Source organism: Hansschlegelia sp. KR7-227, from assembly GCF_049446035.1.
GTDB lineage: Bacteria > Pseudomonadota > Alphaproteobacteria > Rhizobiales > Methylopilaceae > Methylopila.
Genome location: NZ_JBMSEA010000001.1, coordinates 117,529 through 134,589 on the forward strand (window position 1 = coordinate 117,529; position 17,061 = coordinate 134,589).

The 17,061-nt window shown below is 69.6% G+C and carries 17 protein-coding genes; 5 read left to right on the top strand and 12 right to left on the bottom strand.

Annotated elements, in window-relative coordinates:
- Positions 1–2: 2 nt before the first annotated feature.
- Entirely contained in the window at positions 3–716 is a 714-nt protein-coding gene (locus ACO2RJ_RS00515; RefSeq protein ID WP_423266054.1) for an SIMPL domain-containing protein, read from the bottom strand.
- Between the two features lie 246 nt (positions 717–962).
- On the opposite strand from ACO2RJ_RS00515, the gene ACO2RJ_RS00520 reads away from it, so the two are divergent.
- On the top strand, positions 963–1,466 hold the full coding sequence (locus ACO2RJ_RS00520) for a ferritin-like domain-containing protein (RefSeq protein ID WP_423266055.1): 504 nt from the start codon (positions 963–965) through the stop codon (positions 1,464–1,466).
- A 94-nt stretch (positions 1,467–1,560) separates the two neighbouring features.
- On the opposite strand, the gene ACO2RJ_RS00525 is transcribed toward ACO2RJ_RS00520, so the two are convergent.
- Positions 1,561–2,124 (bottom strand): DUF6481 family protein, encoded by a 564-nt coding sequence (locus ACO2RJ_RS00525; RefSeq protein ID WP_423266056.1) that lies wholly within the window; start codon positions 2,122–2,124, stop codon positions 1,561–1,563.
- A 90-nt stretch (positions 2,125–2,214) separates the two neighbouring features.
- On the opposite strand from ACO2RJ_RS00525, the gene ACO2RJ_RS00530 reads away from it, so the two are divergent.
- A complete protein-coding gene (locus tag ACO2RJ_RS00530) occupies positions 2,215–2,871 on the top strand; it encodes a hypothetical protein (RefSeq protein ID WP_423266057.1) in 657 nt (218 codons plus the stop codon).
- A gap of 30 nt (positions 2,872–2,901) precedes the next feature.
- Here ACO2RJ_RS00530 and ACO2RJ_RS00535 read toward each other — a convergent pair whose 3' ends face one another.
- From ACO2RJ_RS00535 to arfB, 6 genes are all read right to left on the bottom strand, one after another.
- Positions 2,902–4,083, bottom strand: a complete 1,182-nt coding sequence (locus ACO2RJ_RS00535) for a hypothetical protein (protein WP_423266058.1) — start codon at positions 4,081–4,083, stop codon at positions 2,902–2,904.
- A gap of 98 nt (positions 4,084–4,181) precedes the next feature.
- Positions 4,182–6,017, bottom strand: a complete 1,836-nt coding sequence (locus tag ACO2RJ_RS00540) for a carbamoyltransferase (RefSeq protein WP_423266059.1) — start codon at positions 6,015–6,017, stop codon at positions 4,182–4,184.
- Positions 6,018–6,031: 14 nt separating this feature from the next.
- Positions 6,032–6,181, bottom strand: coding sequence for a DUF5989 family protein (locus ACO2RJ_RS00545; protein ID WP_423266060.1), 150 nt, complete (start codon positions 6,179–6,181; stop codon positions 6,032–6,034).
- Positions 6,182–6,190: 9 nt separating this feature from the next.
- Positions 6,191–6,619 (bottom strand): SxtJ family membrane protein, encoded by a 429-nt coding sequence (locus ACO2RJ_RS00550; protein ID WP_423266061.1) that lies wholly within the window; start codon positions 6,617–6,619, stop codon positions 6,191–6,193.
- A gap of 26 nt (positions 6,620–6,645) precedes the next feature.
- Entirely contained in the window at positions 6,646–7,401 is a 756-nt protein-coding gene (locus ACO2RJ_RS00555; RefSeq protein ID WP_423266062.1) for a hypothetical protein, read from the bottom strand.
- Positions 7,402–7,544: 143 nt separating this feature from the next.
- The gene (arfB, locus tag ACO2RJ_RS00560; RefSeq protein ID WP_423266063.1) at positions 7,545–7,964 is read right to left on the bottom strand and encodes an alternative ribosome rescue aminoacyl-tRNA hydrolase ArfB; all 420 of its coding nucleotides are present in this window, start codon (positions 7,962–7,964) and stop codon (positions 7,545–7,547) included.
- Between the two features lie 213 nt (positions 7,965–8,177).
- Here arfB and ACO2RJ_RS00565 point away from each other — a divergent pair, with 213 nt between their 5' ends.
- Complete coding sequence (locus tag ACO2RJ_RS00565) at positions 8,178–8,453, top strand: hypothetical protein (protein WP_423266064.1); 276 nt, start codon at positions 8,178–8,180, stop codon at positions 8,451–8,453.
- A gap of 96 nt (positions 8,454–8,549) precedes the next feature.
- On the opposite strand, the gene ACO2RJ_RS00570 is transcribed toward ACO2RJ_RS00565, so the two are convergent.
- The 3 genes from ACO2RJ_RS00570 to uvrB all read right to left on the bottom strand — a co-directional run bounded on the left by ACO2RJ_RS00570 (position 8,550) and on the right by uvrB (position 15,661).
- Complete coding sequence (locus ACO2RJ_RS00570) at positions 8,550–11,660, bottom strand: class I SAM-dependent DNA methyltransferase (protein ID WP_423266065.1); 3,111 nt, start codon at positions 11,658–11,660, stop codon at positions 8,550–8,552.
- A gap of 112 nt (positions 11,661–11,772) precedes the next feature.
- A complete protein-coding gene (locus ACO2RJ_RS00575; protein ID WP_423266066.1) occupies positions 11,773–12,837 on the bottom strand; it encodes a DUF3616 domain-containing protein in 1,065 nt (354 codons plus the stop codon).
- Positions 12,838–12,934: 97 nt separating this feature from the next.
- Entirely contained in the window at positions 12,935–15,661 is a 2,727-nt protein-coding gene (gene uvrB, locus ACO2RJ_RS00580; protein ID WP_423266067.1) for an excinuclease ABC subunit UvrB, read from the bottom strand.
- 177 nt (positions 15,662–15,838) lie between these two features.
- Between uvrB and ACO2RJ_RS00585 the strand changes: the two genes are divergently transcribed.
- On the top strand, positions 15,839–16,234 hold the full coding sequence (locus ACO2RJ_RS00585) for a (R)-mandelonitrile lyase (RefSeq protein ID WP_423266068.1): 396 nt from the start codon (positions 15,839–15,841) through the stop codon (positions 16,232–16,234).
- 54 nt (positions 16,235–16,288) lie between these two features.
- Here ACO2RJ_RS00585 and ACO2RJ_RS00590 read toward each other — a convergent pair whose 3' ends face one another.
- Complete coding sequence (locus ACO2RJ_RS00590) at positions 16,289–16,498, bottom strand: hypothetical protein (RefSeq protein ID WP_423266069.1); 210 nt, start codon at positions 16,496–16,498, stop codon at positions 16,289–16,291.
- Positions 16,499–16,607: 109 nt separating this feature from the next.
- On the opposite strand from ACO2RJ_RS00590, the gene msrB reads away from it, so the two are divergent.
- Complete coding sequence (gene msrB / locus ACO2RJ_RS00595; RefSeq protein WP_423266070.1) at positions 16,608–17,027, top strand: peptide-methionine (R)-S-oxide reductase MsrB; 420 nt, start codon at positions 16,608–16,610, stop codon at positions 17,025–17,027.
- Positions 17,028–17,061 lie beyond the last annotated feature (34 nt).

The following is a 17,061-nucleotide window of genomic DNA, read 5'->3' on the forward strand; positions in this document are numbered from 1 at the left end:
GCTCAGCGCTCCAGCGCCCAGCGGATCGTGACCCGGGCGCGCAGCTCCTGCTCGCCGCGGGCGATCGGGGTCGCGGGGGCGGCGTCCATCGCCTTCGCGCGCTGGACGAAGGGGCGGATCGGCTCGTCGCCGCCCACCTCCATCTCGTCGATCGCGAGCGGCGCGCCGAGCTTGGCGCCGACGCCCGCGGCGTAGAGCTCCGCCTTGCGGCGCGCGTCGGCGATGGCCTGCTTGCGGGCGTCGTCGAGCTTGGTCGAGCGGTCCGAGACGTCGAAGGTCAGGCCTTCGATCTGGTTCGACCCGGCGCCGACCAGCCCGTCGATCAGTTCGCCCAGACGGCCGAGGTCGCGGGCCCGCACCGTCACGGTGTTGCGCACCTCGTAGCCCATGAGCTTCGGCGCCCGCGGCGCGGAGCCCGAGCCGTAGTCATATTGCGGCTGCACCGTCAGGCCGGAGGTCGCGACGTCGCGATCCTCCACCTTGGCCTCCTTCAGCTTCGCGATCACCGCCGACATGGCGGCGGCGTTGGCCTTGAGGGCCGCCCCGGCGCTCGCCGCGGTGGTGACCACGCCGCTCGTCACCACGCCGATGTCGGGCGCCGCCGAAATCATGCCCTCTCCGGTCACGACGACGGAGGGCGCCGGCGGGCGATCGTCGGCGCGGGCCGCGGCGGGCAGGGCGGCGGCGAGACAGGCGGCGGCGAGCAAGGCGCGCATCGGTATCCTCATCGCCACGGCACGGAGGGAATCGCGCGCTCCGCGGCGTCGGCGCGCCGCCTTCCATCCCCCTCGAATGCGACGGGGGTTGGGCGGCCGCGGCTGGCGTCCCGCGCCGCAGGACGTGGTCGGTCCAGCGCGATCTTCCGAAATCCAGGGAACGTTTGCGACGCGCCCTTGTTGTTATGCTGAGACCCCGCCGCATGGCGGGGCCCTTGTTACAAGAAGACATAAAAGGAGATGACCATGGGTCTGTTTTCCAAGGACATCAAAACTCTGGACGACCTGTTTGTTCACCAGCTTCAGGACGTTTATTACGCTGAGCAGCAGATCCTCTCGGCCCTGCCGAAGATGATCGAAAAGGCGACGGCGCCGGAGCTTAAACAGGGGCTCCAGAGCCACCTCACGGAGACGGAGGAGCACGTCCGTCGCGTCGAGCAGGTGTTCGAGATGCACGGCGCCACGAAGAAGGCCGTGAAGTGCCCCGCGATCAACGGGATCATCGAGGAAGCCAATGACGTCGCCGGCGACGTCGACGACAAGCAGGTGCTGGACGCCGCCATCGTGGCTTCGGCGCAGGCCGTCGAGCATTACGAGATCGCGCGTTACGGCACGCTGGTCGCCTGGGCGAAGCAGCTTGGCCGCGCCGACTGCGCCGCGGTCCTCGAGAAGACCCTCAAGGAAGAGCACGCCGCAGACAAGAAGCTGAGCGGGCTCGCCGAAGGCGGCGTCAACCGCAAGGCGGCCTGACGGGCGGCGGCCTCGGCCGCCGCACGCCACGCGTAAAAAAACCCGCCGGTCGCGAGACCGGCGGGTTTTTCATGTTCGAACGAGCGCGCCTTGATCAGGCGGTCTTGCGCTCGGGATCACGGTTGTTCGCGGCGGCCGGCGCCTTGCGGGCGCCGCCATTGCTCATCAGGCTCGCCAGCGCATGCGCGGCGGCGTTGATCGAAACGGGCTTCGGCTGCGACTGCCTGCGGACCGCCTCGGCGGCGGCGCGGCGCGCCTCTTCCTCTTCGGCGATGCGTCGGTTCTCGGCGGCGATCAGCTCCTGCTTCTCGCGCTCGATAGCGGCGAGACGCTCCTGCTCGGCGGCCTTCTGCGCCAGACGCGCTTCGCGGGCCTGGGCGATCACCGCACGCTCAGCTTTTCGCTTCTGCGCCACCGGGTCCTCGGCTGCGGAGCGGAACCGTTCGAGCAGCTTCTGCTTGGCGTCGCGCGACGTGTCCTGTCGCGAGCGGAAAGTATCTTCTTTGAGCATAGACGGGGTAGGCCTCGGGTTGATTGAAGTGCGCCGGAGATAGTCCGTTACGCCCTCAATTACAATGGGTTTGTGGCCGTGGGGGGCGCGTGCGCGCGCGAATGTGCTCTCCCGGCGGCGCCTCGCGTTCCCGCTTCGGCCGATCATCGGGCTTGATCCCGCCTGTCCGGCGGGTCAGGGTTGCGTCTGGCGCGCAGGCGACGACCGCGGCGCGTAGGAGTCTAGGAGGCGACGGCTATGAACAGGCTCGCACTGGCCTCCGCCGCCGTTCTGGGCTTGGCCTGCACCGCCGCCGGCCCGACCACGGAGCGCGTCACCGGCCAGACCACCGCCTTCGCCGTTCGCGAGGGACCAGACGACGTGCCGTCCGGCTATCGCGGCCTCGTCGCATCCTATCTCAAGGCCAGCCTCGTCGATCCCTCGTCGCTGTCGGCGGCCGACATCAGCGAGCCGGCTGTCCGCCGGGTCGGCATCCTCAACGGGTTTCGCCGTCCGGCCGTGTGCGTGCGCTATGTCGCGAAAGATCGGTTTGGCGCGGTCAGCGACCCTGTGACAACGGTCTACTGGTTCCGGGACGGACAGGTGGCCGGCGCGCGCAAGCGCCCCCAGCTCTGCGCCGGGGCGACCTACGGGTCGTTCCCCGAAGCGCTGGGCATGGCGCCGCGGCGGGCGGCGACGGGGTCCCGCATCGAGCGCCAGCCGCTGAGGCCGCCGTCCTCGACCGGCGCCAGACCTGCGTCCGGAAAGCCCGCATCCGCGCGGCCCACGCCCACGCCCGTCCCGGCGCGGCCGGCCGACAAGCGCTCCGAAGACGTCGTCCCCGAGCCCGCGACCCTTGCGCCGCGCGAATATGTCGACGAGCGTCGCCGGGGCTCCTGGTTCCACCAGCTCTGACGGCACGGCGAGCGGCCGCGCCTGAGGGCGTTAGCGCCCGGGCTCGTCCGACCCCGCCGGCCGCGCTGCTCGATCGGCGGCGCCCGTTCGTTCCTCCGGTTGCGCCGCCGCGGCCTGGGACCCGTCAAGCGCGGCCTTGATCTTCTGCGCGATCAGGCGGTTCCCGGGCGTCGCGAGATGGACATGGTCGATCAGCAGCATCCCGTCGCCGTCGAGCGCGTCGGTCAGGTCGGTCGACCAGGCCGCCGCGCGTTCGGCGAGCTTCTTCCGGACGATCGGATAGATCGTGTTGAGCTCGACGCCGAGCGCGCGGTCGCGGGGGTCGGAGAGGTCGAGATGATCGACGCGCGGCTTGCCCGTGAAGGCGGTCGGCTGCAGCACGAGGCGGAAAGTCCCGCCATAGCCCGTCACCAGGCGCTCGGCCATCTCCCAGTTGCGCATCATCATCTCCGCGACCGCCTCGGCCCGGACGGGATCGGCGCTGCAGCCCGGCAGGCTCTTTCGGTCGTCGACATCGATGAGGCGGCCGATCATCGTGATCATCGGGGCGACCAGGTTGTTCCAGGCGAAGTTCTCGTCGTCGGACCGGTCGATCGCGGCCTGCAGGCGCCGCTCCTCTGTGTGACTGTTCAGCCGATCGGTGACCGCGCGGTTGCAATGGACCCAGACGTCGTTGAAGCCTTCGTAGAACACGACCGTCTTCGGCGCGACGTCGCGGTTCATCAGCGTCATCAGCTCGATCAGGTTCTGCATCGTCGAAAAGCCGCGCTCGCCGTAGTTCGCGACCCGGACGCCGGTCGTGAGATCGTCGAACTGGGCCGGAATCGTGCCGTCATCGTCGACGCCGGTGCCCCAGACGGTCGAGCCGCCGAAGAAGCCGATCTCGGGCGCCTCCGGCCCGGCGTCGCGGCCGATCCTGTGCGTGCGATAGCCGTCCGGGCCGATGTTCAGCGTCTCCGACGCCTTGCCGGACTGCCGCCACTCGATGAAGGGCGCGTAGGTCTTGATCGAGTCCTTCTGGTCGACATGGATCTGCTGAGCGCGGGCGTGATCGGTATAGGCCGCGACCTCGGCGCGCTTGTAGGTCTTGCCGACGAGTGACCGCGCGAGGTCGTAGAGGTCGATCCCGACCGACAGAAGGAGGAGGACGCCCAGCCACAGGCCGGCGAGAACCAGCAGATTGCCGAAGACGAGCTTCAGGATGGACCGCATCGCGTCTCGACCTCGTCACACAACACTACGTTTCGGGCATCCACGACTCGGACGCCGCGCTCAATCATCCGATCGTCGGGGCGTGAGCGTCGGCGCGGTCAGTCAAGCTCAAACGCGGTTTCGTAGTTCCGCTTCAGCGCGGGGTCCTGGCGCTCCTTGCGCAGCACCGCGTCGCCCACGACGAGCAGTTCGATCTCGGTCCCCATGAAGCAGCGGAAGGCGTCCTCGGGCGTGCAGACCAGCGGCTCGCCGCGGACGTTGAAGCTGGTGTTGACCAGCATCGGGCAGCCGGTGAGGTCCTTAAAGGCCGAGATCAGCGCGTGATAGCGCGGGTTCACGTCGGCCGACACCGTCTGGATGCGGGCGGAATAGTCGACATGTGTGATCGCCGGCACGTCGGAGCGCGGCACGTTCAGCTTGTCGATGCCGAACAGCTTCATCTCCGCCTCCGTCATCGCCTTCCGATGCCCTGCGGCGACGTCCGCGACGAGCAGCATGTAGGGGCTGTCGCAGTCGAGCTCGAACCACTCGGCGACGTCCTCGCGCAGCACCGACGGCGCGAAGGGCCGGAAGCTCTCGCGATACTTCACCTTCAGATTGAGCACAGACTGCATCTGGGGGGAGCGCGGGTCGCCGAGGATCGAGCGGGCGCCGAGGGCGCGCGGGCCGAACTCCATCCGGCCGTCGAACCAGCCGACCGCCTTGCCTTCGGCCAGCGCCTTCGCGGTCTCGGCGATGACGGCGTCGGGCGCCAGGCGCTCGAACGCGGCCTTCTCCGCCTTCAGCCGCGCCTCGATGTCGGCTTGCGTGAATTCCGGGCCGAGATAGGCGCCCTTCATGGCGTCGCGGCCGGGCGTGACCCTGCGCGTCGCGCCGCCGATCCCGTAGGCTCCGGAGAGCGCCGCGCCGAGCGCGCCGCCGGCGTCGCCCGCCGCCGGCTGGATCCAGATGTTCTTGAAGGCGCCGTCGCGGAGTATCTTGCCGTTCGCCACGCAGTTCAGCGCGACGCCGCCGGCGAGGCAGAGATTGTCGATCCCGTAGTCGGCGTGCAGCGCCCGCGTCATGCGCAGCACGATCTCTTCGAGCGCCGCCTGGACGGAAGCCGCGAGGTCCATCTCCCGTTGCGTGAGCCGCTGCTCCGGCTTGCGCGGAGGCCCCCCGAACAGCGCGTCGAACTTCGCGTTCGTCATGCGCAGCCCGGTGCAGTAGTCGAAATAATCGAGATTCATCCGGTAGGAGCCGTCGGGCTTCACGTCGATCAGATGGTCGAGGATCGCCTGCGTGAAGCGCGGCTCGCCATAGGGGGCGAGGCCCATCACCTTGTACTCGCCGGAATTGACCTTGAAGCCGGCATAATAGGTGAAGGCGGAGTAGAGCAGCCCGAGCGAATGCGGGAAGTGGATCTCCCGCTCGATCGTCAGCTCCGTCCCGCGGCCGACGCCGACCGACGTCGTCGCCCATTCGCCCACGCCGTCCATCGTGAGCACGACCGCCTCCTCGAAGGGCGAGGGGTAGAAGGCGCTGGCGGCGTGGCTGACGTGATGCTCGGTGAAGTTCAGCCGGCCCTCGGGGTCGAAGCCGTCGTCGAGGCTCTTCAGCTCCTTTGCGAGCAGGCTCTTCTGGAACAGTTTTTCGCGCAGCCACAGCGGCATCGCCACGCGGAACGAGCGGAAGCCGCGCGGCGCGAAGGCGAGATAGGTCTCGAGCAGCCGCTCGAACTTCAGGAACGGCTTGTCGTAGAACACGACCTGGTCGATGTCGGTCAGCCGGATCCCGCCGGCCTCCAGGCAGTAGCGCACGGCCTGGCGCGGGAAGCGCGCGTCGTGCTTCTTCCGCGAGAAGCGCTCCTCCTGCGCCGCGGCCACGATCTCGCCGTCGACGACGAGCGCCGCCGCGCTGTCGTGGTAATAGGCGGACAGGCCGAGAACGCGCACGCGCCCGCCGATCCCTAGAAGATCGTGTAGATGAAGGGCGCGACCGCGCTGCCCTTGGCGAGGATCAGCAGGCCGCCGAGCGCGCCCAGCATGATCAGCATCGGCAGCAGCCAGAACTTCTTGCGCGCGCGGGCGAAGGCGAACAGTTCGCTCAGGAACGACATCTCACCCCTTCAGAACTGGTTGCGGATGGAGTCCGGCGCCGGGCCGGGCGGATCGCGGAGAATCCAGTAGCTCGCGGCCTTCGGGTCGGGCTTGCGGTCGAGCAGAGGGCCCTTGATCAGTCGAACCGCGAGCCCCATCGGCACCACGATCAGCCCGAACATCAGCCCGAGCATCACCGGATTGACGATCCGGTGCAGCAGCAGGCCGAACCTCATCCACAGCCGGTTGAGGCGACGCAAGGAGGCGGGCGCGAGAAAGCCGGCCGCGAGGAAGACGGCCGCGACCGCGAGCGCCCAGAGCCGGACCGACCCGCCATGCAGCAGCGGGAAGGCGCCGATCAGCGCGAACACGACGGCGAAGGTGATCGCGAAGGACCGCTCCGACGGCAGCTTCACCTCATGCGAATCGTCGAGGCGCTCGTGAAATCCGTCGGACATGTCGCGCGCCTCCGGCCTCCGGCCTGTCACTCGTCGCGCTCGATGACGATCGTCACCGTCTTGCGCAGGGCTGAAGAGCCCTTCTGGTCCATCTTGCGCACGGAATGCAGCGAGTTGTGCGTCTTTACGAACAGCACGCACTGGTTCGGCGTGTAGGGGATCGTGTCGATCGTCTCGATCTTGTCCCAGGGGACGATGCGGTTGTTCCAGTTGTAGGCGTAAGTCGGGTCGGTCGCCCGGTTGACGTCGAGCCCGCCGCCGAAGGCCGGATCCCATTCGCCGTCCTCGACCATCGAGAGGGTGAGCGTGACGATCTTCCGGGCGGCGTCAGTGTGCGGCTCGACCATGCCGCCGTCGGCGCGCAGCACCGAGAACTCGAACCGGCTGCTGAGCTTCCGCCCGCCGGAGGGGGCGCGGCCGGCTGCGACGGCGCGCACGAGGCGTTCGAGACGCTTGCCCGCGGGCTCGAAGGCGTCCTCCACCGGCAGATGGATGTGGTTCAGCGCGAGGAAGTCGAGCGTCGATCGGATGAAGCCGTCGCTCTTCACCCAGGCGTGGAACGCGCTCCACTCCGCGTTATCGGCGAGGAAGCGCCGGTAGTTCTCCGGCGCGTGCTTTTCCGACAGGCTGAGCTTGTAGGGATATTTGGGCAGCCGGCCGAAGATCGCCTCGGGCGGGAAGCTGCGCGCCAGGCGGCGGTAGAGTTCGGGATCAAGCGCAGGGCGAAGGACGGCCAACGGATATGGCTCGTAGCGCATGTCCGCCATGGTGAAGTTGAGCACGGGAACTCACAACCTCGCACGGTGGGCGCCTGCGCGTGCGCGAGCCGCCCGAAAACGCCGCGCGTTCTACGTGAGGCCCGGCGCCCGGACAAGCATCTCAGAAGGTCTCGGGGTAGAATAGTCCGTCTATCGGAGGGGGCCTGTCACTCGCCCGACACAGGCCGCCGCATCGCCTTGGTCGCGCCCCGCTTGGTCTTGCCGTCGAGCCGCCGCGTCTTGGAGGCGAGCGTCGGCCGCGTCGCCCGGCGCGGCTTGGGCTTCTCGGCGGCTTCCGCGATGAGCGCGACCAGCCGGGCGAGCGCCTCGGCGCGGTTGTCGGCTTGCGTCCTGTGGGACTGCGCGGTCAGCACGATCACGCCGTCCTTCGTCAGCCTCGAGCCCGCGAGCCGCATCAGCCGGATCGCGACGTCGTTCGGCAGCGAGAGCGAGCGCCGCGCGTCGAAGCGGATCTGGACCGCGGTCGCGACCTTGTTGACGTTCTGCCCGCCGGGGCCCGAGGCACGCACGAAGGTCTCGTCGATCTCGGCCTCGTCGATCGCGAGATGGGGCGTGATCGGGATCAAGCGGCTGCTCGGTGGAAGCGGGGTTTGCGGGTCTGCGGGCCTCGCTGTGCGGAGCACGCCGGATCGCCGCGCGTCAAGCGGGGGCGACCCCCGGCCGCGCGCGACGCGCCGCACGCCGGCCCCTCCGGCGCCGTCGCCCGCCGTCCGCGCGACAGGAACCTTTCGACAGCTCAATCGGTTAGGTCAGCGAAGCCCACAACAAGGAGACCGGCCATGAAAGCCGCCATCATCCCCACGCTCGCCGCCCTCGGCCTCGTCGCCGGCCTCGGCGCCGCCTCGGCCCAGCCCGCGAGCGATCCGAACCAGGTCGGGACCGGCACTCCCCAGCAGCCGAGCGCGACCACGCCGAGCCAGCCGAACTCGAACGCCAACACGATGAGCGGCGCGACCGACCCCGCGCCCATCAACCCGGCCGGCGGCTCGACCTCGGAGACGCAGGTCCAGCCGGCGGCCCCCGCCAGCCAGCCCACCCCGCAGACGCCGCGCTGAGCGGCCCCCGCCGGCGCCCGCGCCGGCGACTGTGACGGTCCAAAACACCGGCTCCGCGCCCCCGCGCGGGGCCGTTTTCGCGTCCGCCGCGCGCGCTCACCGCCCGGCGGCGGCGCGCTCCTGGTTGAGCGCGAACAGGCGCTCCAGGATCTCGTCGTCCGGGAGGTCGTCCGGCCAGCCATAGGCGGCGGCCACCGCCGCGTCGAGGCGCCTGTGCGCCATGTCGAGCCAGGCCGGCCGCTGGTTATAGAGATTGGTCAGCGTCCGCTTCTTCAGCTCCTTCGCCGCCGCCTCGTCCCTGGGCAGGATGCGGTCGGGATAGCCGGGGACGACCTCCGGCTCGATCCGCACGAGGTCCGAAGGGTTCAGCCACGCCTGCCGCTTCGCGTTCAGATCCGCCGCCGCCTCCGCGATCTTTTGGGCGCGCGGGTCGTCGGCGTAGTCAGCGGCGGGGATGTTTGGCGTCAGCCCTTCCGGGAAGGGGAAGGTCTCGAAGGTGGTCGAGGGGGTGTAGCGGGGACGATCTTCAAGGCTGGAGCCCATACGGAGCGACCAGAGTTCATGGAAGCGGGAATGAAGTATGCCGAGGGCCGCTTCGTCCTCCCGAGCGATGACGATCAGTTGGGAATCTGGAACGATCGTGCGTGGCAACCGAATAGCTATTCTATGCTTCGCTACTCTTGGGGTAGCAAAATAGAGTTCCCGATTGGCAAGTGCGCGCCACATGCCTTGCCGGCTCTCGACGTGCCGCCACCAGCTTATTCTGTAAAGAACACGATTGTTCTTAATTCTCGTCGGCTTGACATGTTCGAGCGCGTGCTGAAATGGCGCCTCGTAGAGCGCCGCCTCCGCCTCGCTCATTGTCCAGCCGAAGTCGATGATCCACTTGTCCGCGCTCCGCCGCGTGACGTCCATGGCGTTGCGCCACGGCTTCAGCACGTCGCTGTTGGGCCGGCCGTTCGGGTTGAGCGGCAGCCGCAGCCATTCGCGCGCCAAGTCTCCGGGAATGTCGAAGGCGCCGCCTTTGGTGTCGCCCATGAACGCGACGCCCGCGTTCTCCTTCAGCCGCGCCGCCTTGGTCAGGTCGGCCGCCGCCGAGGTCAGGTCCGCGTTGATCGCAAGCGTCGGCAGGCCCTCGCTCCGCCGCTCCACGAATCCTTCGCCGAACCCGATCATCGACACGCGGACCGCGGCTCCGTCCAGAATCCACGGCTGGTCGGCCCAGGCCTCCATCAGCGCTTCAGAATCGGCGATCGGGTCGAGCACGCGGCGGTTGGCGCCGCCGCGGATCGAGTTCGTCGTCACGAGCCCTGCGCGCATCGCACGGCCGGCGCCGATCGCCCGCCACGCTTTCTCGACCCAGTAGCAGACGAAGTCGGCCTCGGCTGGCACGCGGCCCTTATAGGCCGCGAACAGGCGCTCGACCGTGTCGTCGCCGAGCCCGTCGCGCAGCCGCTTGCCGCCGAGAAACGGCGGGTTGCCGATGATGACGTCGGCCTGCGGCCATTCGGCCTCGACCCAGACGCCGCCGTCTCCGCTCGCGCTGCCGTCATGCCCGCCTTCGCGGGCATCCACGACTTTCTCGCCGCCACCCTCGACGTCCAAGTCGTGGATACCCGCGCTTTGCGCGGGCATGACGGGGGAGGGCGCCTCGGAGGGCGCCGCGCGCTCGGTGGGCGCCGGCGTCCATGTCAGCAGGGCGTCGCGGCATTCGATCTGGTCGAGGCTCGACAGGATCGGCTCGACCAGCGTCGTGAAACCGTTCTTGCGCATCCATTGCAGGTCGCCGATCCACAGCGTCACGCGGGCGAGCTCGGCGGCGTAGGGCTCGATCTCGATTCCCTTGACGGCGTCGAGCCCGACGCGCGGGCGAGCCTGCGGGATGCCGAGGCGCTCGGCGTCGAGCAGCGCGCGCAGCTCCAGATCGCGCAGGGCGTGCAGCGCGACGTAGAGGAAGTTGCCGGAGCCGCAGGCGGGATCGAGCACCCGGAACGCCGCGAGCCGGTCCAGGAAGGCTTCGAGCGTCGCCTCCGCCCGCGCGCGCGCCTCGCGGCCGCGCCTTTCGATGGCGGCGAGCGCCTTGCGGCGCCCGGCCTCGCCGGCGCGCGCGGCCTCCACGCCTTCCTTCAGCGCCTCGCCGGCCGAGATCTGCATGGCGCGCCGCTCGGCCGCCGCCGCCGTCGCCTGGTCCATCTCGGCCTTGATGGCGGCGTAGGCCGCCTCCCATTCGGCGGTGAGAGGCCGGATGATGACGGGGTCGACGATCTTGAGGATCTTCGCGCGGTCGGTGTAGTGCGCGCCCAGCGCCGCGCGCTTGCGGGTCGCTTTCAGCGCCTCCTCGAACATCGCGCCGAACACCGCGGGGTCGATCTGCGACCAGTCGTGCTCGGCCGCGGTGTCGCCGATCTCCTTGAGGTCGTCGGCCAAGAGCGGCAGCGCTCCGGAACCGTCGAACAGCCCGCCATTGAACCAGCGGATGACGTCCGCGCCGAAGAATCCGCCCGCGCGCATCTTGGCGAACAGCTCCTCAAGCTGCGGCTTCGCGAGATCCGGCCTGCGCTCGACCGCCCGCACCATGCGGGTGAACAGGCCTTTCGGCAGCAGCTGCGCGTCTTCGGCGAACATGCAGAAGATCATGCGGTTCAGGAAATGCGCGACGGCGCGGGGGTCCTCGCCGCGGTCCTGCAGCCGCCGTCCGAGCGCGCCGAAGCGTTCGGCGACCTTGGCGGTGATCTGCTGCGGGCTGACGCCCGGCTTCAGCCGCTCCGAGCCCTGGAAGATCTGGCGGAGCTCGTCCAGCCGGGCGGGCTCGTGCAGGTCGTCGAAGCCGAATTCGAGCCGGCGCGAGACCGTGTTCGTCCAGTTGGTGTGGACGACGATCCGCTCCATGTCGCAGACGACGAGATAAGGCGGGTTCTCGAGATCGAGCGCATAGGCCTGAAGCTGGCGGAGCGCCGCGTCGAGGTTCTTGTGCCGGCCCTTGTACTCCCAGCCGAAGCAGCCGCGCCGCCACACGTCCGCCCAGCCGTCGCCGCCGCCGACCTTCTCCGCGCCGCGCTCGAAGCAGTAGCGCTCGCCGCGCGGATCGTCCTCCGCCGGCGTCGGCTCGCCGAGCAGGCGGCAGAGGTCGAGAAAATGCTCCTGCGAGCCCTGGCGCTCGCGCAGCGTGGCGTCGCTCCATTTGGCGATGAAGGCGGCAGGCGTCATGAGGCTCCCCGACTCGGACGCCGGAGCATAGCGAAGCCGCGTCGGCAGGAGGGAGCCTTCTCGCTCGGGCTCCGCCGTTCCGAGCGCCGTCCGGCCCGGGCGTGCGGCCGCTTTATCCCGGCGTCTTCGTCTCGAACCACATCGGGCCGCCGTCGCACAGGCCGTCCGACAGGATGAGGATCCGCCAGGGATCGGCGGCGGGGTCGACGACCGACACGGCTTCCGGCTTGATCTCCTTGTCCGTGCAGCCGTCGAGCGCCGGGCGGTCGCCGGGCAGCCCCGCGAGGTCGAGGTCGCGGGACCAGCGCGCGCCGGCGGTCGCGTTCCAGAGCACGAGCCCATAGGGCTGGTCGCCCTCGCGATCGTCCGGCCCGACCAGCAGAAGGAGGTCGTCGCCGACCGCCTGCATGTCCCGGATCGCGCGGCCGGCGCCGACGGCGGCCCGGTGCAGGTCTCCGGCGACGGGCGCCTTGCTCGCGTCGAACACGCCCTCCGCGTCGACGCTCAGCAGGAGCGCCTGGCCGCCCGCCGCCGGTCCGCGAAACCCGAACCAGAGCCTGCCCGCCTGATAGGCCACGCCTTCGATGTCGAGCCCCTGGCCCTTGTTCAGGCATTTGCCGAGATGCGGCGCCAGCGCGGGCGTGGTCCGCAGCGCGTCGATCAGGAAGCCGGCCTGGGGCTGGCCGGTCGGACGACCCGCCGCCGCGTCGAAGCCGTAGCGGACGAGCGTGGCGCTGTCGGGATTGGGCTTGCACGCGCCCTTCTTCATCTTGCGCTTCATGGCGTGCGACCCGACCACGAAGACCTTGCCGTCCCCGACCGCGGCGCCCTCGGCGTCCACCTCCTTGGCGCCGGCTTTCACCGTCACGGCCGCGGGGTCGGGTTCGTAGGCCGTGTCCGAAAGGGTCGCGAGGCGGGCCGAGCCGCCTTCGTCGAAGGCGATCAGGCAGCGGCGCGCCCCGGCCGAACCTTCCCAGCAGGCGACGCCGCTCGCCGCCCGGCGCAATTCGAGGATGTCGTCGGGATCATCGTCGTCCGAGGTGAACCCGAACGATCCGGTCGCCGCGATTGGCGCGACGACCGGCTTGAGCGGCGCGTCGTCCGCGCGCGCCGGGTGCGCCGCGGCCAGTCCAGAAGCGCAGGCGATCGACAACAGCAGGCGTCGAAGGGCGGGCATCGCGCACTCCTCCTATGGGAATCCGGCACGATATGCGCGTTTAAGTTGAGTTAACAAGGAAAATACGCGCGTGAGGCAGGCCGGGCGCCGCGGCGCGTCAGCCCCGCCGCTTCGGCCCCTGCCGGCGTCCGCCCGGCCGGTAGTTCGTCGTCATGTTGTCGGGCTTCGCCGGCAGCGAGAGCGCGGGCTGCAGCGGCGTCGCGCGGTCGGTGCCCGGGCCCATGTCGTCGAGCGAAGGTTTCGCCGGCCCCGCCCGGCGCGGCGGGGTGTTGGCGGAGCGACCGTATTTGCGCTCGCCGGCGTAGCCGCCGGTCTGGCGGTCGACCTCCGCCTGCCGGGCGAGCGGGTCGTCGGCGAGCAGCAGCTCGGTCGCCTGCAGCCGCTTGATCTCGTCGCGCAGCCGGGCCGCGGTTTCGAATTCGAGATCGCCGGCCGCCTTGCGCATGCGCGCCTCGAGGTCGGCGATCGTCGCCTTCATGTTGTGGCCGTAGCCCGGTGTCTCTTCAGCGAAGCCCTTGTCGACGGTGACGCGGTCGCGCTCATACATCGAGTTCATGACGTCGGAGATGTCGCGCTTGATGGTCTCCGGCGTGATGCCGTTCGCCGCGTTGTAGGCGAGCTGCTTCTCGCGCCTCCGCTCCGTCTCCGCCATCGCCCGCTCCATCGAGCCGGTGATCTTGTCGGCGTAGAGGATGACCTTGCCGTCGACGTTGCGCGCGGCGCGGCCGATGGTCTGGACCAGCGAGGTCTCCGACCGCAGAAAGCCTTCCTTGTCGGCGTCGAGGATCGCCACCAGCGCGCATTCCGGGATGTCGAGCCCCTCGCGCAGCAGGTTGATGCCGACCAGCACGTCGAAGGTCCCGAGCCGGAGGTCGCGGATGATCTCGATGCGCTCCAGCGTGTCGATGTCGGAATGCATGTAGCGCACCCTGACCCCGTGCTCGTGGAGGTACTCGGTGAGGTCCTCCGCCATGCGCTTGGTCAGCACGGTGACGAGCGAGCGGTAGCCCTTGGCCGCGACCTCCTTGACCTCGCCCAGCAGGTCGTCGACCTGAGAGCGGGCGGGGCGCACGTCGATCAGCGGGTCGACGAGGCCGGTCGGGCGGATCACCTGCTCGGCGAACACGCCGCCGGTCTGCTCCATCTCCCACGAGCCGGGGGTGGCGGAGACATGCACCGTCTGTGGCCGCATCGCGTCCCACTCCTCGAACCGCATCGGGCGGTTGTCCATGCAGGAGGGGAGGCGAAAACCGTATTCGGCGAGCGTGGCCTTCCGCCGGAAGTCGCCGCGATACATGCCGCCGATCTGCGGAATGGTGACGTGGCTCTCGTCGGTGAACACCAGCGCGTTGTCCGGCAGATATTCGAACAGGGTCGGCGGCGGCTCGCCGGGCTTGCGGCCGGTCAGCCAGCGCGAATAGTTCTCGATGCCGGCGCAGGAGCCGGTCGCCTCCATCATCTCGAGGTCGAAGGAGGTGCGCTGCTCCAGCCGCTGGGCCTCCAGCAGCCGGCCCATCTTGGTCAGCTCCACGAGCCGCATCTGCAGCTCGGCCTTGATGCCCTTCATCGCCTGGTTCAGCGTCGGCCGCGGCGTGACGTAATGCGAGTTGGCGTAGACCTTGACCGCGCCGAGATCTTGGATCTTGGCGCCCGTCAGCGGGTCGAACTCCTGGATGCTCTCGATCTCGTCGCCGAACAGGCCCACGCGCCACGCGCGGTCCTCGTAATGGGCCGGGAAGACCTCGATCGTGTCGCCGCGCACCCGGAAGGTGCCGCGCACGAAGTTCACGTCGGCGCGCTTGTACTGCAGCGCCACGAGATCGGCCATCAACTGCCGCTGCGCGACGGTCTCGCCGACCTTCAGCACGAAGGTCATGGAGGTGTAGGTCTCGACCGAGCCTATGCCGTAGATGCAGGAGACGGAGGCGACGATGATGACGTCGTCGCGCTCCAGCAGCGAGCGCGTCGCCGAATGGCGCATGCGGTCGATCTGCTCGTTGATCGAGCTTTCCTTCTCGATATAGGTGTCCGACCGCGGCACATAGGCCTCGGGCTGGTAGTAGTCGTAGTACGAGACGAAGTACTCGACCGCGTTGTCGGGGAAGAAGGACTTGAACTCGCCGTAGAGCTGCGCGGCGAGCGTCTTGTTGGGCGCGAGGATCAGCGCCGGCCGCTGGGTCGCCTCGATGATCTTCGCCATGGTGAAGGTCTTGCCGGAGCCGGTCACCCCGAGCAGCACCTGGTCGCGCTCCTGCGCGCGGATACCCTCCACCAGCTCGGCGATCGCGGTCGGCTGATCGCCCTTCGGCTCGAAGGGCGAGGCCAAGGTGAAGGTCTGGCCGCTCTCCAGCTTGTCCGGCCGCGGCGGGCGGTGCGGAACCCAGGGCTTGCCCTGCAGCTCGGGCCGCCCGTTCTGGATCAGGTCCTCGAGCGCGGCGACCGTCGCCGACACGCTTTTCGAGGCGTCGAAATCCGCGGGCAGGGCGGCGAGGTCGGTCTCCGGCGTCGCGCCAAAGCCGCGCGGCGCCTTCTGCGGGTCGGGCGTGCCGGGGACGGCGTCGCGCAACTGCTTGCGCTTGCCCTTGGGCGCGGATGCGGCGGCGCTCTTCGGCCCGCCGCCGGCGACCCTCTTCGCCGCCGGCCCTTCGCTCGCGGCCTTGGCGGCGGCTTCGTCCGCGACCGCCTTGCGCGCCTCTTCGGCGGCGTCGCTCCCGCGTCCGAGCGCGCGCAGCAGTTCGGCGTCGGGCGTGACGTCGCTCAGATCGGCGGAGAACGCGGCCTGCGGGGCCTCGGCGAAGCCGGTACGGCGGGAGGACTTTGGCATGGAGGGAATATGGGGGAAGACGTCGCGATATGGGAGAGGACGGATTTGCGCCTCCCCCACAACTTCGCCGCGAGGAAAGTGCTGCGGAAGTTGCGGCTCGGGGTTCAAACCGGTCTGCGAAGCTATAGGTCTTTCGGCGAAGCCGCTGAGGGGCGGCTCGACGAGGGAGCGAACGACATGGAGATAACGCGCGGCGCGGCGCGGTCAGCGAATGCGGGGCCGGCAGACTGGTTCACGGGGGAGGTGCGCATCGATCCGCTGTTCACCGCCCCGGCGCCGGCGCGCGTGGCGGGGGCGAGCGTGACCTTCTCGCCCGGCGCGCGCACGGCGTGGCACACCCATCCGCTCGGCCAGACCCTGATCGTGACGGGGGGCTCCGGCTGGGCGCAACGCGAGGGCGGACCGAAGGAGGACATCCGTCCGGGGGACGTCGTGTGGTTCCCGCCCGGCGAGAAGCACTGGCACGGGGCCACGGCCACCACGGGCATGACGCACATCGCCATCCAGGAGACGGTCGACGGCAGGGCGGTGGACTGGCTGGAGCACGTCGCGGACGAGGAGTACCGGAGGTAGCGGCCGACGGGCCGGCCTCAGCCTCCTTCCCCCTTAGCCGCGAACGCGCTCGCGTCAGGTGGAGGAGGGCTCTTCCGAATGTCGCGGCCCGCCCGCGGGCTCGCTGCCCTGATGCGCGCGCTGGCGGGCCTGCTGATCGCCGGCGGCCTGCTCGGCGTTGATCATGGCAGCCTCGCGCGTGGGATAGCGCTGCGAGATCACGCCGCCGATCGTGTAGGCCCAGCCGCCGTCGTGCTCGATGATCTCGTAAGGGGCTTCGGTCATGGCGCGTCTCCTCTGTCGGGCGTTGAACGGCCCGGGCGGACGGACGTTCCGCGCAGGCCGTAACGTGACCTTGGCCGGCGGCGTACCCATATCCGCCGCGACACCCGAGATGGAGACGAAGACGATGCTCGACGAGACCTTCGAGGTCACCCGCACCGACGAGGAGTGGCGGGCGCTTCTCACGCCCGAGCAGTATCAGGTGATGCGCAAGCACGGCACCGAGCGCGCCGGCAGCTGCGCGCTGCTGCTGAACGAGAAGCGGCGCGGCGTGTTCGCCTGCGCGGGCTGCGGCCAACCGCTCTTCGCCTCGGGAACCAAGTTCGAGAGCGGCACGGGGTGGCCGAGCTACGGCGCGCCGATCGAAGGCTCGGTCGCCACGACCGAGGACCGCAGCTACGGCATGCGCCGCACCGAGGCGCATTGCGCTCGCTGCGGATCGCATCTCGGACATGTCTTCCCCGACGGCCCGCCGCCGACCGGACTGCGCTATTGCATCAACGGCGTCGCGCTGGCCTTCGAGCCGGAGTGAGCGGGCGAGGCGGCGGCGTGCGGCAACGCCCCCG